The 12,662-nt window shown below is 71.8% G+C and carries 11 protein-coding genes; 5 read left to right on the plus strand and 6 right to left on the minus strand.

The window, feature by feature from the left end; genetic code table 11:
- Positions 1 to 61 precede the first annotated feature (61 nt).
- On the plus strand, positions 62 to 1,000 hold the full coding sequence (locus tag FH715_RS16310; protein ID WP_139645888.1) for a YihY/virulence factor BrkB family protein: 939 nt from the start codon (positions 62 to 64) through the stop codon (positions 998 to 1,000).
- Here FH715_RS16310 and FH715_RS16315 read toward each other — a convergent pair.
- A complete protein-coding gene (locus FH715_RS16315) occupies positions 888 to 2,141 on the minus strand; it encodes a D-alanyl-D-alanine carboxypeptidase family protein (RefSeq protein ID WP_246108776.1) in 1,254 nt (417 codons plus the stop codon). The genes FH715_RS16310 and FH715_RS16315 overlap by 113 nt on opposite strands.
- A gap of 179 nt (positions 2,142 to 2,320) precedes the next feature.
- Here FH715_RS16315 and FH715_RS16320 point away from each other — a divergent pair, with 179 nt between their 5' ends.
- The 4 genes from FH715_RS16320 to FH715_RS16335 all read left to right on the plus strand — a co-directional run bounded on the left by FH715_RS16320 (position 2,321) and on the right by FH715_RS16335 (position 7,401).
- Positions 2,321 to 3,730 (plus strand): metallophosphoesterase, encoded by a 1,410-nt coding sequence (locus tag FH715_RS16320; RefSeq protein ID WP_139645890.1) that lies wholly within the window; start codon positions 2,321 to 2,323, stop codon positions 3,728 to 3,730.
- 676 nt (positions 3,731 to 4,406) lie between these two features.
- The gene (locus FH715_RS28255; protein ID WP_170184741.1) at positions 4,407 to 4,709 is read left to right on the plus strand and encodes a carboxypeptidase-like regulatory domain-containing protein; all 303 of its coding nucleotides are present in this window, start codon (positions 4,407 to 4,409) and stop codon (positions 4,707 to 4,709) included.
- A gap of 157 nt (positions 4,710 to 4,866) precedes the next feature.
- Positions 4,867 to 6,501 (plus strand): ABC transporter substrate-binding protein, encoded by a 1,635-nt coding sequence (locus tag FH715_RS16330; RefSeq protein WP_139645894.1) that lies wholly within the window; start codon positions 4,867 to 4,869, stop codon positions 6,499 to 6,501.
- 21 nt (positions 6,502 to 6,522) lie between these two features.
- Positions 6,523 to 7,401 carry a hypothetical protein gene (locus FH715_RS16335; RefSeq protein WP_139645895.1) on the plus strand — a complete coding sequence of 293 codons (879 nt, stop codon included), beginning with the start codon at positions 6,523 to 6,525 and terminating at the stop codon, positions 7,399 to 7,401.
- Between the two features lie 48 nt (positions 7,402 to 7,449).
- Here FH715_RS16335 and FH715_RS16340 read toward each other — a convergent pair whose 3' ends face one another.
- From FH715_RS16340 to sdhC, 5 genes are all read right to left on the minus strand, one after another.
- The gene (locus FH715_RS16340; protein ID WP_139645897.1) at positions 7,450 to 8,844 is read right to left on the minus strand and encodes an FAD-binding oxidoreductase; all 1,395 of its coding nucleotides are present in this window, start codon (positions 8,842 to 8,844) and stop codon (positions 7,450 to 7,452) included.
- 223 nt (positions 8,845 to 9,067) lie between these two features.
- Complete coding sequence (locus FH715_RS16345) at positions 9,068 to 9,841, minus strand: succinate dehydrogenase iron-sulfur subunit (protein WP_139645898.1); 774 nt, start codon at positions 9,839 to 9,841, stop codon at positions 9,068 to 9,070.
- On the minus strand, positions 9,841 to 11,595 hold the full coding sequence (sdhA, locus tag FH715_RS16350) for a succinate dehydrogenase flavoprotein subunit (RefSeq protein WP_139645900.1): 1,755 nt from the start codon (positions 11,593 to 11,595) through the stop codon (positions 9,841 to 9,843). Before sdhA ends, FH715_RS16345 begins: the two co-directional genes overlap by 1 nt.
- 28 nt (positions 11,596 to 11,623) lie before the next feature.
- Positions 11,624 to 12,085, minus strand: a complete 462-nt coding sequence (locus tag FH715_RS16355) for a succinate dehydrogenase hydrophobic membrane anchor subunit (RefSeq protein WP_211367670.1) — start codon at positions 12,083 to 12,085, stop codon at positions 11,624 to 11,626.
- A 6-nt stretch (positions 12,086 to 12,091) separates the two neighbouring features.
- The gene (gene sdhC, locus FH715_RS16360) at positions 12,092 to 12,472 is read right to left on the minus strand and encodes a succinate dehydrogenase, cytochrome b556 subunit (RefSeq protein WP_139645904.1); all 381 of its coding nucleotides are present in this window, start codon (positions 12,470 to 12,472) and stop codon (positions 12,092 to 12,094) included.
- Positions 12,473 to 12,662: the final 190 nt, after the last annotated feature.

Below are 12,662 nucleotides of genomic sequence, written 5' to 3' on the forward strand. Positions count from 1 at the left end.
GCGCATAGGGTCACGGCGACCGGGGCGCGACGGGCGCGGCCGGCTGGGCGAGGAGGGTCGGATGGACTGGCTGCGGCGGCTCCCCTGGGTGGCGACCGTGGTGGACTGGTTTCTGCGTAGCCCGATCTGGCGGCTCTACCAGCACCTCGACCGGCGGAACTGGACCCGGCTGGCGGCGGCGATCACGTTCACCAGCTTCATCACGCTCTTCCCCGTTCTCGGCCTGGTGGCCGCGGTCGGCGGGCTGCTGCTGAACGACGGGCACCTCGACGACATCGAACACTGGATCTCCGAGCAGATCCCCGGCATCTCCGAGCAGCTCGACCTCGGCGCGCTCTTCGACCACGCCGGCACCATCGGCCTCGTCTCGCTGCTGCTGGTGCTGCCGACCGGCGCCGCCTGGGTGGACGCGCTGCGCGGCTGCCTGCGGGAGGTGTGGGACCTCTCCGAGCCGGAGGAGAACATGGTGCTGCGCCGGGTCAAGGACATCGGCGTGCTCGCCGGCCTCGGCCTGGTCACCCTGGTCTCGCTCGCGGTCTCGGCCGTCGGCCAGTCCCTGCTGCACTGGGCCAGCAGGGAGTTGGGCGGCTTCACCGCGCTGGTCCAGCTGGGGGCCTACGCGGTGGCCGTCGGCGTGACGTTCCTGCTGTTGCTCTACGTCCTGGTCTGGCTGCCGGGCGTCCGCCCGCCGCGGCGGGCCACGGTGACGGCGTGCCTGCTGGGCGCGGTCGGCATCGAACTGCTGAAGCTGCTGCTCGGCGGCTATCTGACCGGCGTCGCCGGCCGGAGCATATACGGCGCCTTCGGCGTGCCGGTGGCGCTGCTGCTGTGGATCAACCTGATCGCCAAGCTGCTGCTGTGGTGCTGCGCCTGGACGGCCACCGCCGTCAGTCCCGAGGACCGTCCCGACGCCGACGCGCTGGAAGCGACACCGGCAGCGGATGACGCCGGTGATACAGATACGCCGCCCCCGCCAGCACCGCCAGACCCCCGGCGGTGACCGCCAGCACCAGCGGGCCGCTGGCGGAACCCGAGTCGCCCGCCGGTCCCGCCGCGCCGCCCAGGGAGGCGTCCGCGTTCTTCCCGTCGGACACGGCGCCGCCGGCTTCCCCCTCGCCGGCGGGCGGCATCTCGCTGAGCGGACGCACCAGTTCGCCGACCGGCTCGACGCTGTCGGCCGCGGCGAAGCCCCACTCCAGCAGGGCGGCAGCCTCGCGGTAGACCGCGAGGCTGTCGTCGTCGGCCGGGTCCATCACGGTGACCAGCAGCACCCGGTCGTCGCGCTCGGCGACGCCGGTGAAGGTGTAGCCGGCCTCGGTGGTGTAACCGTTCTTCACGCCGGCGATGCCGGGGAACGGGTCCAGCCCGGGGGCGCCGACCAGCAGCCTGTTGGTGTTCTGCACCTCGAAGGTCTCGCGGTCCTCGCCTTCGCCCTCGCCGGGGAAGTCGGCGGAGGGGGTCGCGGCGTACTCGCGGAAGTCCTCGTGTCGGAGCCCGGCGCGGGCGAAGAGCGTCAGGTCGTAGGCGGAGGAGAGCTGGCCGTCCGCGTCGTAGCCGTCCGGGTTGACCACATGGGTGTCGTTGGCCTGGAGGTCGGCGGCGCGCGCGTTCATCTCCGCGACCGTCGCCTCCTTGCCGCCGTTCATCGAGGTCAGCGCGTACACCGCGTCGTTGCCCGAGGCGAGGAAGACGCCGCGCCACAGGTCCTCGACGGTGTAGGTGCTGCCGTCGGCGACGCCGACCGCGCTGCTGCCGGGGCCCAGCTCGGTGAAGTGCTCCGGCTCGGCCAGATAGGTGGCCTCCCGGTCCAGCTGCGGCAGCAAGGTGTCGGCGAAGAGCATCTTGATGGTGCTCGCCGGCGGCAGTCTGCGGTGGGCCGCGTGGGCGGCCAGCACCTCGCCGTTCTCGGCGTCGGCTACGACCCAGGACTTCGCGGTCAGCTCCTCGGGCAGCGCGGGCGCGCCCTCGCCGAGGTGCACCGCGGTTCCCGAGCCGGCGAGTTCGGGCCCGCCGACGACCGCGCCACCGGCGGGCGGTTCGTCGGCCGCGGCCAGCGCGGGCGCCAGCAGGGTCGGGGTGAGCAGGCCAAGGACCGCCAGGCGAACGGAGATCCGACAAGAAGACGAACGATTGAACGGCACACGGTGAACCTATCTCTGCTCCCCCGCGTCCGTGCCAGCGGAGCGGCGCAAACCGGTGAACGGATGGGGCGCGGACCGCTCCGGAGCCGCCGTCGGCGGCCGGGGGCGGCCCACGGGGGTCGCTCATACTGGAGTGCGAGGCCGGGCGCGGCCTCGCACTCGGGAGGGGTTCGCTTGTGATGACCGTCGTGACCGTCCTGGTCATGATCCTGGTGGCCGGCGCGGTGCTGGGCGGGGCGCACTGGTACCTGTGGCTGCGGCTCGTGCGGGACGTCTCCCGCCCCGGCACGCGCTACCGGCGCCTGGGCGGCTGGCTGCTGGGCGGGATGACGCTGATGACGCTGCTGGCGGCGGGCGGGGGACGGTTGGGGCTGCCGTTCGGGGTGCACAGGGTCCTGGCCTGGCCCGGGTTCCTCTGGATGGCGGCGCTGCTCTATCTGCTGCTGGCGCTTCTCGTCGGCGAGGTGGCGCGCTTCGCGCTGCTGCGCCGTTCGCGCGCCGTGAAGGCGCCGGCGCGGGAGCCGGCGGAGCCGGGCGAAGCGCCGGTGGCGGCGGAGCCGGTGCGTGAGGAACCGGTGCGTGAGGAGCCGGTGCCGGCCGGCGTCGCGGCGGGCGCCGCGGGAGGGTCGGCGGAGCCGGCTGCCTCGGAGCCGGCTGCCTCGGAGCCGGCTGCCTCGGAGTCGGCCGCCGCCGAGCCGGCGGCGGCCGGGGGTGCCGGCGGGGACGGTCCCGTGGACGAGGCGGCGGGCCGGGGGGACGACGGGCTGAGCCGGCGGCTGCTGGTCTCCCGTTCCATAGCTGTCGGCGCGGGCCTGGCGGCCTTCGGCACGGTCGGCTACGGCGTGGCCAACGCCCGCCGGCTGCGGGTGCGTCGCGTCACCATCCCGCTCGCCAAGCTGCCGCGCGGCGGGCACGGCTACCGGATCGCGGTGGTCAGCGACATCCATCTGGGGCCGGTGCTGGGGGAGTCCCACTGCCGCCGGGTGGTCGACGCCATCAACAAGGTCCAGCCCGACGCCATCGCCGTCGTCGGCGACCTGGTCGACGCCGAGGTCGACGACCTGCGCTCGGCCGTCGCCCCGCTGGGCGACCTGCGGGCCCCGGACGGCGCGTTCTTCGTCACCGGGAACCACGAGTACTACGTGGAGACCGCCGAATGGGTCGACCACGTACGGGAGTTGGGCGTCACCCCGCTGATCAACGAACGCCGGGAGCTGCCGTTCTTCGACCTCGCCGGGGTCAACGACGTCGACGGCGAGGGCACGGACTTCGGCGGACCGGACTACGGCGCGGCGCTCGGCGACCGGGACCCGGCGCGGGCCTCCGTGCTGATGGCCCACCAGCCGGTGATGGTCCACGAGGCGGTGGACCACGACGTCGACCTCCAGCTGTCCGGGCACACCCACGGTGGGCAGATGTGGCCCATCACGTATCTCGCGGGGCTGGCGAACCCGACGCTGGCCGGGTTGGAGCGGTACGGCGACACGCAGCTGTATGTGAGCCGGGGGGCCGGCGCGTACGGTCCGCCGGTGCGGGTCGGCGCCGACCCCGACATCACGGTCGTCGAACTGGCCTCCGGCCAGGTTTGACCGGACCGGTCGGGTGCATGGGGGGCGGGCCGCGGTCGACTATGGTCCTGGCCGGCCGGGGTGGGTTGTCGTCCTCGGCCCGGTGGTGGGTTGCTCGCGCAGTTCCCCGCGCCCCTGGGTGTGGTTGGCGTGGTGGGTCGGGTGCGGGTTCACGTTCGGCAGGTGGCGGCGGGCTTGGGGGCGCGGTGCATTCGTGGCGGGCCGCGGTCGACTGCGGTCCTGGCTGGTCCGGGTGGGTTGTCGTCGTGAGCCCGGTGTGTGGTTGCTCGCGCAGTTCCCCGCGCCCCTGGGTGTGGTTGGCGTGGTGGGTCGGGTGCGGGTTCACGTTCGGCAGGTGGCGGCGGGCTTGGGGGCGCGGGGAACGGCGCGGTGCATGGGTGGCGGGCCGCGGTCGACTACGGTCCGCACCGGCCCGGTGGGTTGTCGGCGCAAGCCCGGTGGTGGGTTGCTCGCGCAGTTCCCCGCGCCCCCGCACTGCCGGTGGGGCGTGGTGCATGAGGGGCGGGGGGCGGACGACAAGGGTGATGCGCCGGCAAGGCGGTTGGTCGCGCCCGTCACCCGATTTTGTCGGCTCGCCGCCTCAACTATTCGGGCGCCGTTGGTGTCCTTGATAACGCTGGGGGAACAAACTGACAGCGTGATGGACACAGAACGCGTTGCGGAGGTTGGGAACGGCATGACGGAGTTGACTGGGACGGGGGAGGACCTCGTCATCAGAGGACGGGTTCGCGACGCGCTGGGCGTGGCTCTGCCGCGCGCGGTGGTGACGCTGTCCGGAGTCGAGGGCGGGAAGAACCTGGACAAGACGCGCAGCGGCGCGGACGGTTCCTTCGAGGTGCGCGCGCCCTTCGAGGGCGACTTCGTGCTCTCCGCGTTCTCCCCGCAGTTGGGGACGCAGAGCGTGGAGATCCGGCTCGACGGAGTGCGGCCCGTCGAGGTCGAGTTCATGATCGACGTGCCGGGCGTGGTGCCCGAGTAGGCAGCCGGGGGTGAAGCGGGGGTGAACTCGCTCCCGGTAGCGGTCCGGGTACCAGCCGAAGTGTGGCCCGTCCGTTGCCCTCCGCCCGCTCACGCCGGTGACGCGTGTGGTTGGCTGGTGCCCTCGTTGCTGGACTTTTGAAGAAAGGGCGCGGGGAGTGCGACGTATCCGGGCCAAAGGGGTCATAGGCATCGGTCTGGCCCTGGCGCTGGTCGCCGGCGCGATCGGCGGCTGGGCGCTGTTCCGTTCCTCGGACGACTCCGAGGAGCCGATCGTGGTCGGTACGACCTCCACGCCCACCATGGTGGACCCGGCCGGGGCCTACGACGCCTCGGCCTGGGCCCTGATGAGCAATCTCTACCAGTCGCTGCTGACCTTCGAGCACGGCCGCGAGCAGCCCGTCCCGGACGCCGCCGAGAGCTGCGGCTTCACGGACAACGAGCTGACCGTGTACCGCTGCACCCTGCGGAGCGGCCTGAAGTTCAGCAACGGGAACCCGATCACCCCCGAGGACGTGCAGTTCTCCTACGAGCGCATCCAGGCGATGGCCGCCCGCGCCGAGGAGGAGGCCGCCGACGACTCGATCCCCGAGGACGAGAAGTTCTCCTACGCGGGTCCCTCCGCGCTGCTGGCCAACCTGCTGGCGGTGCGCGTCGACGGCCGGGACATCATCTTCGAGCTGGAGCACTCGGACGCCACCTTCCCGTTCGTGGTCGCCGGCAGCGTCGGCGCCATCGTCGACCGGAAGAACTACGCGACGCTGGAGCTGCGCGACAACTGGCAGGTGGACGGCTCGGGGCCGTTCGTGCTTGAGGAGTACCACGAGGGCGAGTCCGTCGAGCTGGTGCCGAACCCGGAGTACCGGGGCGCCCACGAGCCGGCCGAGCAGGCCGTGACCGTGCGGTACTTCTACGGGAACGACGAGGAGTCCCCCGAGGACCAGCTCGTCGCCGCGTGGGAGGCCGGCGAACTCGACGTCAACGACGGCAAGATGCCTCCCGGCGTGATGGCCAACGTCAACCGCAGCGACCCCAAGCGCCCCGTGACGGAGAACACGGCCGGTTCGATCCGCGTGCTGGCGTTCAACACCGACGACGGGATGCCGGTCGACTCGCAGGTGGCCCGGCAGACCGCCGCCGCGCTGCTGGACCGCGAGTCGTTGAGCAACCAGGTCCAGCAGGGCACCGTCGAGCCGCTCTACTCGCTGATCCCCGTCGGCTACACCGGCCACGGCACCCCCTACTTCGACCAGTACCGCGAGACGGACACCGAGGTGCTGCGGCAGCGGATGCTGGACGCGGGGCTGTCGCTGCCCGTGGAGTTCGAGATCGCCTACTCGCGCGGCGCCGCCAACCACGAGGAGGCGGCGGCCATCGAGCGGCAGCTTGAGGCGGGCGACCTCTTCGAGGTGGAGGTCACCCACCACGAGTGGGACGACTTCATCCCGGGCGTCTACTCGGCGCGTGACTACGACGCCTACCTGATCGGCTGGCGCCCCGACTTCCCCGACCCCTCGACGTTCACCGACGGCATCCTCGGCCCCGGCGACGGCATGGCCACCGGCTACTCGGACGGGCGGATCGACGGGCTGATCGCCGAGGCGCAGGCCGAGCCGGACCGGGCGCAGACCGCCGACACCTTCCTGGCCATCCACGAACTGGCCGCGGAGAGCGCCGCGATCATCCCGATCTGGCAGGAGAAGCGGTTCACCATCAGCCAGGAGGACATCACGGGCGTCCAGCACCTGATCGGAAGCGGCATCTGGCGGCTCTGGGAGCTTCGCCGAATCTGATCCGTGGGGCAGGATGCGCCCATGGCACGACTCAAGCACACCGTCATCCTGGATCCGCCCCTCAGCCGTGACGAACTGTCGCGTGCCGTCGCGGTGCCGTTCGATGTCTGGCAGGGGCTGCGCGCCGAGGACCACCGGCTGGTGGCCGAGGACGGCAGGACCGTCCAGGGCGTCGCCCTCTTCGACGGCGCGCACGCCACCGCCGGAGCGCGTTACGTCCGGGACGAGGAGACGGCCGCGCCCCTCGCCAAGGGCGCGATCGCGCCCCGCGTCACCCTCGTCGAGTGGGACCGCGCCGCCGGCGTCGCGCTGCGCGTCGACGGCCAGCGGCTTGGCCCCGGGCCGACCCCGCGGCTCGCCGCCGAACTGCGGCTGCGCGGCGTCGAGCGACCGGAGAGCGCCACCCTGCGCGTGGACGGCTCCGTCTCCCGGCCGGGGCGCCAACGGCGGCGCTGGCTGCGTTGGTTCACGCTCCAGGCCGAGCTGGACTTCGGTCGCTGGTACGCCTCGGCCGCCGGCACGGCCGGGCGCCCGCCGCTGCTGGTCCAGGTGCGGCACTCGCTGGTGCGCGGCGAGGCCAGGGCCACGCCCCGCCCGGCCCCCGGTGGCGCCTGGGAGGTGGAGGTGCTGGTCAACGCGCGCGGGCGCGGCGTGCTGCGCCCGGTGGTCGCGGTGCCGCTGCTGGTCGCCAAGCGGATGCTGCGCCGCTCCCTCGCCGAGTCGCTGCCCCGCGCCGCCGAGGTCTGGCGGGAACGCGTCCAGCCCGACCTGGTCCGCGACCCCGCCGACTCCCGCGCCCGCCTGCTGGACGAGCTGTGCACCCCCTACGACCAGCGCGAGGACACCGCGCGCGACGTGCGCGCCGGGGGCTCGGCCGTCGAACGGCGGGAGACGGACTGAGCCGGCCGCCCTGCCCCGGGGGCTCGGAGCGCCTTGCCCGGGCCGGTCTCAGAGCACCTTGCCCGGGTTGAGGATGCCCGTCGGGTCGAAGACCCGGCGGACGGAGCGCTGGAGTTCGAGGCCGACCGGGCCCAACTCCCTGGCCAGCCACTCCTTCTTCAGCACCCCGACCCCGTGCTCGCCGGTGATCGTGCCGCCCAGCTCCAGGCCCAGGGCCATGATGTCGTCGAACGAGGCCCGCGCCCGCGCCGCCTGGTCGGGGTCGGAGGCGTCGAAGCAGACCGTCGGGTGGGCGTTGCCGTCCCCGGCGTGGGCGACGACGCCGATGGTCAGGTCGACGCGTTCGGCGATGGCGGCGATCCCGTCGATCAGCTCCGCCATCCGGTCGCGCGGCACGCACACGTCGTCGATCATCGTGGTGCCGGTCACCGCCTCCAGCGCCGGGAGGGTGGCGCGGCGGGCGGCGAGCAGCATCTCCGACTCGGCCTGGTCGTCGGCCGGCACCACCTCGGTCGCCCCCGACGCCCGGCACAGCTCGGCGACCGCCGCCAGGTCCTCCGCCGCCCCCGGGGTGTCGAACGCGGCCAGCAGCAGCGCCCGCGTCGACTCCGGCAGGCCCATCCTCGTCAGCCGGTTGACGGCCCGCACGCTGGTGCCGTCCATCAGCTCCAGCAGCGACGGCGTGTGCCCGGCGCCCATGATCGCGGCCACCGCGTCCCCGGCCGCCGCCGCCGAGCCGAACTCGGCGGCCAGCACCAGCTGCCGCGGCGGCGCCGGCCGCAGCGCCAGCACCGCGCCGACCACCACGCCCAGCGTTCCCTCGGCGCCGACGAAGAGCCGCGTCAGGTCGTAGCCGGCGACGCCCTTCGCGGTGCGCCGCCCGGTGTGCAGCAGCCGCCCGTCGGCCAGCACCACGTCCAGGCCCAGCACGTACTCGGCGGTCACCCCGTACTTGACGCAGCACAGCCCGCCGGAGCCGGTGCCGATGTTGCCGCCGATGGTGCACTGCTCCCAACTGGAGGGGTCCGGCGGGTAGGTGAGCCCGTGCTCGGCGACCGCCTTGGAGAGGTCCGCGTTGACGACGCCCGGCTCCACGACGGCGATCCGGTTCACCGGGTCGATCTGAAGGACCCGGTCCATCCGCAGCAGCGAGAGCACCACGCAGCCGTCGACCGCGTTCGCCGCGCCGGACAGCCCGGTCCGGGCGCCCTGCGGCACCACGGGGACGCCCAGCGCGTGGCAGATCCGCAGCGTCTCCTGGACCTGCTCGACGGAACGGGGCAGCACCACGGCAGCGGCCCGGCCCGCCGGGCAGAAGCTCGCCATGTCGTGCGCGTAGGAGGCGGTCACATCGGGATCGGTGAGCACGGTGTCGGCCGGCAGTGCCGCCAGCAACCGTGCGACGACGGTGGTCTCGACCGGGGTCTCTTCTGCGGTGCTCATGAACGCAGCTTGGCATCCGGCGGGCGGAATTCCCATGCCGTGGGCACGAGACCCGTGCCAGGCAGCCGTGACGAGCGACGCACTGACCCCGGTGGGCCGACCGCGGAGCCTCGGGGCCGGGCGGGTTGTCGTCCTCGGCCCGGTGTGTGGTGCTCGCGCCGTTCCCCGCGCCCCCTCACCGCCCGGTGGGCGGCTCGGCGGCGCGGGGAACGGACCCGCGGTCTCAGAACCGGCGGGTGATCAGGGCCTTCTTGACCTCCTGGATGGCCTTGGTCACCTCGATGCCGCGGGGGCAGGCGTCGGTGCAGTTGAACGTGGTGCGGCAGCGCCACACGCCGTCCTTGTCGTTCAGCACCTCAAGGCGCTGCTCGCCGCCCTCGTCGCGCGAGTCGAAGATGAAGCGGTGCGCGTTGACGATCGCCGCCGGCCCGAAGTACTGGCCGTCGTTCCAGAACACCGGGCACGAGGAGGTGCACGCGGCGCACAGGATGCACTTGGTGGTGTCGTCGAAGCGCTCCCGGTCCTCGGCGGACTGGAGACGCTCGCGCGTCGGCTCGTTCCCCGAGGTGATCAGGAACGGCATGACGTCCCGGTACGCCTGGAAGAACGGCTCCATGTCGACCACCAGGTCCTTGAGGACCGTCATGCCCTTGATGGGCTCGACGAGGATCGGCTTGGTGGCGACCGAGCCCTTGATGGCGGTGATGTCCTTGATCAGCGTCTTGCAGGCCAGCCGGTTCTTGCCGTTGATCCGCATCGCGTCCGAGCCGCAGATCCCGTGGGCGCAGGAGCGGCGGAACGTCAGCGTGCCGTCCTCGTGCCACTTGATCTGGTGGAGCGCGTCGAGGACCCGCTCCTTGGGGTCGATCGCGATCTCGAAGTCCTGCCAGTGGACCTCCTCCGAGACCTCCGGGTTGAACCGGCGGATCCGGAAGGTCACGGTGACGAGGTGGTCGGTGCCCGCCTCGGCGGGCTTCTCCAGAGTCGGGGTAGCCATCAGTACTTACGCTCCATCGGCTGGTAGCGGGTGACGACGACCGGCTTGTAGTCCAGCCGGATCGACTCGTTGCCCTCGGCGTCCACCTCGCGGTAGGCCATGGTGTGCCGCATGAAGTTGACGTCGTCGCGGTTGGGGTAGTCCTCGCGGTAGTGGCCGCCCCTGGACTCCTTGCGGGCCAGCGCGGAGACCACCAGGACCTCGGCGAGCTCCAGCAGGTTGCCCAGCTCCAGGGCCTCCAGCAGGTCGGTGTTGAACCGCCGCCCCTTGTCCTGCACCGAGACGTCGCGGTAGCGGCGGCGCAGCTCGGTGATCTCCTCCAGGGCTTCCTTGAGGGTCTGCTCGGTGCGGAAGACCATGGCGTTCTTGTCCATGGTCTCCTGGAGCGCCGCGCGGATCTCGGTGATCCGCTCGCCGCCGGTGGCGTCCCGCATCCGTTCCACCTCGTCGGCGACGAACTTGGCGGGCTCGTCCGGCAGTTCGACGAAGTCGGCGGTGGCCGCGTACTCGGCGGCGGCGATGCCGGCGCGGCGGCCGAAGACGTTGATGTCCAGCAGCGAGTTGGTGCCCAGGCGGTTGGCGCCGTGCACCGAGACGCAGGCGACCTCGCCGGCGGCGTAGAGCCCCGGCACCACGTCGGTGTTGTTGGCCAGCACCTCGCCGAGCACGTTGGTCGGCATCCCGCCCATCGCGTAGTGCGCGGTCGGCTGGATCGGGATCGGGTCGGTGTACGGCTCGATGCCCAGGTAGGTGCGGGCGAACTCGGTGATGTCCGGCAGCTTGGCGTCCAGCTGCTCGGGCGGCAGGTGGGTGAGGTCCAGGAAGACGTGGTCGCCGTCGGGGCCGCAGCCGCGACCCTCGCGGATCTCGGTGTAGATCGAACGGGAGACGACGTCGCGGGAGGCGAGGTCCTTCATGACGGGCGCGTACTTCTCCATGAAGCGCTCGCCGTCCTTGTTCCGCAGGATGCCGCCCTCGCCGCGGGCGCCCTCGGTGAGCAGGATGCCCATCTTCCAGATGCCGGTCGGGTGGAACTGGAAGAACTCCATGTCCTCCAGCGGCAGTCCGCGCCGCAGCGCGGCGGCCTGGCCGTCACCGGTGAGGGTGTGGGCGTTGGAGGTCACCTTGTAGAACTTGCCGTTGCCGCCGGAGGCGAAGACGACGGCCTTGGCCTGGAAGACGTGCAGCTCGCCGGTGGCCAGCTCGTAGGCGACGACGCCGGCGGTGCGGCGCTCGCCGTCGACCTCGTTGAGCAGCAGGTCCAGGACGTAGAACTCGTTGTAGAACTCCACGCCCTCCTTGACGCAGTTCTGGTACAGCGTCTGGAGGATCATGTGCCCGGTGCGGTCGGCCGCGTAGCAGGAGCGGCGGACCGGGGCCTCGCCGTGGTTGCGGCTGTGACCGCCGAACCGGCGCTGGTCGATGCGGCCCTCGGGCGTGCGGTTGAACGGCAGGCCCATCTTCTCCAGGTCGAGCACGGAGTCGATGGCCTCCTTGGCCAGGATCTCCGCCGCGTCCTGGTCAACCAGGTAGTCGCCACCCTTGATGGTGTCGAAGGTGTGCCACTCCCAGTTGTCCTCCTCGACGTTGGCGAGCGCCGCGGCCATGCCGCCCTGCGCCGCGCCGGTGTGGGAACGGGTCGGGTAGAGCTTGGTGAGCACCGCGGTCCGGCTGCGCTTGGTGGCCTCGATGGCCGCGCGCATCCCGGCGCCGCCGGCGCCGACGATCACGGTGTCGTACTTGTGGATCTGCATATGCGAATGCCTCGTCAGCCCCGGTGCGTCAGCGGATGTTCGGGTCGAAGGTGAAGATCACCAGGGTGCCCAGCAGCACGGTGAAGACCGTGGCCGTGTACAGCAGCATCTTCAGCCAGAAGCGGGTGCCGTCCCGCTGCGCGTAGTCGTTGATGATCGTGCGCAGCCCGTTGGCGCCGTGGAGCATGGCGAGCCAGAGCATGATCAGGTCCCAGGCCATCCAGAACGGGGAGGCCCAGCGTCCGGCCACGAAGGCGAAGCTGACCTTGCTCACGCCGCCGTCCAGCACCAGCTGGATCAGCAGGTGGCCGAGGACCAGCACCACCAGCACGATGCCGGACAGCCGCATGAAGATCCAGCCGTACAGCTCGAAGTTGGTGCGGGTGGACTTCGGTGTCCTGGCCGACCTGGCGCGCGGTGGCTCGACCAGCGGCGCCGGGTTGTCGGGGCCGATGCCCTCGGTGGCACTCACGGAACTCGTTGCGCTCATGGTGATCTAGCTCCCGAACACTTCGCGGACGGCGTGGCCAAGCACCGGGTAGGCGGCGCCGGCCATCAGCAGCAGCCAGAGGCCCACCACGGTCCAGAGCATCTGCTTCTGGTAACGGGTGCCGCTGGCCCAGAAGTCGACGGCCACCACCCGCAGGCCGTTCAGCGCGTGGAAGAGCACCGCGGCGACCAGCCCGTACTCCATCACGGCCACGAGGGGCGTCTTGTACACCGCGATGGTGTCGTCGTACGCCTCGGGGGAGACACGGACCAGAGCGGTGTCCAGGACATGGACGAACAGGAAGAAGAAGATGAGGACACCGGTGACGCGGTGCGCCACCCATGACCACATGCCTTCCCGGCCGCGGTACAACGTTCCTGCCGGCACGGAAGAACCCTTCGCACGCGAATCACGTCGGGCCTGCCGGCAGCTCCCTTTGGATGTCGGTCGGCCCGGCCGGGTACGGTCCACCGGCCGCGCACATGGTATCGACGCGTTTCGGCCGCCCTGTCCCGGGGGCCTCCGCGGGCGATAAATCCGGCATCCCTGTCATCCGTTTGCCAGCTCATGACCAGCG

It is taken from the genome of Streptomyces sedi (assembly GCF_006335015.1).
GTDB classification, from domain to species: Bacteria; Actinomycetota; Actinomycetes; order Streptomycetales; family Streptomycetaceae; genus Streptomyces; species Streptomyces sedi.

What these genes read in the sequence shown, in the direction of transcription:
- FH715_RS16355 (WP_211367670.1), bottom strand. Translation starts at nt 12,085, where the DNA reads ATGAGCGCAACGAGTTCCGTGAGTGCCACCGAGGGCATCGGCCCCGAC.
- FH715_RS16340 (WP_139645897.1), bottom strand. Translation starts at nt 8,844, where the DNA reads ATGAGCACCGCAGAAGAGACCCCGGTCGAGACCACCGTCGTCGCACGG.
- FH715_RS16310 (WP_139645888.1), top strand. Translation starts at nt 62, where the DNA reads ATGGACTGGCTGCGGCGGCTCCCCTGGGTGGCGACCGTGGTGGACTGG.
- FH715_RS16345 (WP_139645898.1), bottom strand. Translation starts at nt 9,841, where the DNA reads ATGGCTACCCCGACTCTGGAGAAGCCCGCCGAGGCGGGCACCGACCAC.
- FH715_RS16335 (WP_139645895.1), top strand. Translation starts at nt 6,523, where the DNA reads ATGGCACGACTCAAGCACACCGTCATCCTGGATCCGCCCCTCAGCCGT.
- FH715_RS16320 (WP_139645890.1), top strand. Translation starts at nt 2,321, where the DNA reads ATGACCGTCGTGACCGTCCTGGTCATGATCCTGGTGGCCGGCGCGGTG.
- FH715_RS28255 (WP_170184741.1), top strand. Translation starts at nt 4,407, where the DNA reads ATGACGGAGTTGACTGGGACGGGGGAGGACCTCGTCATCAGAGGACGG.
- sdhA (WP_139645900.1), bottom strand. Translation starts at nt 11,595, where the DNA reads ATGCAGATCCACAAGTACGACACCGTGATCGTCGGCGCCGGCGGCGCC.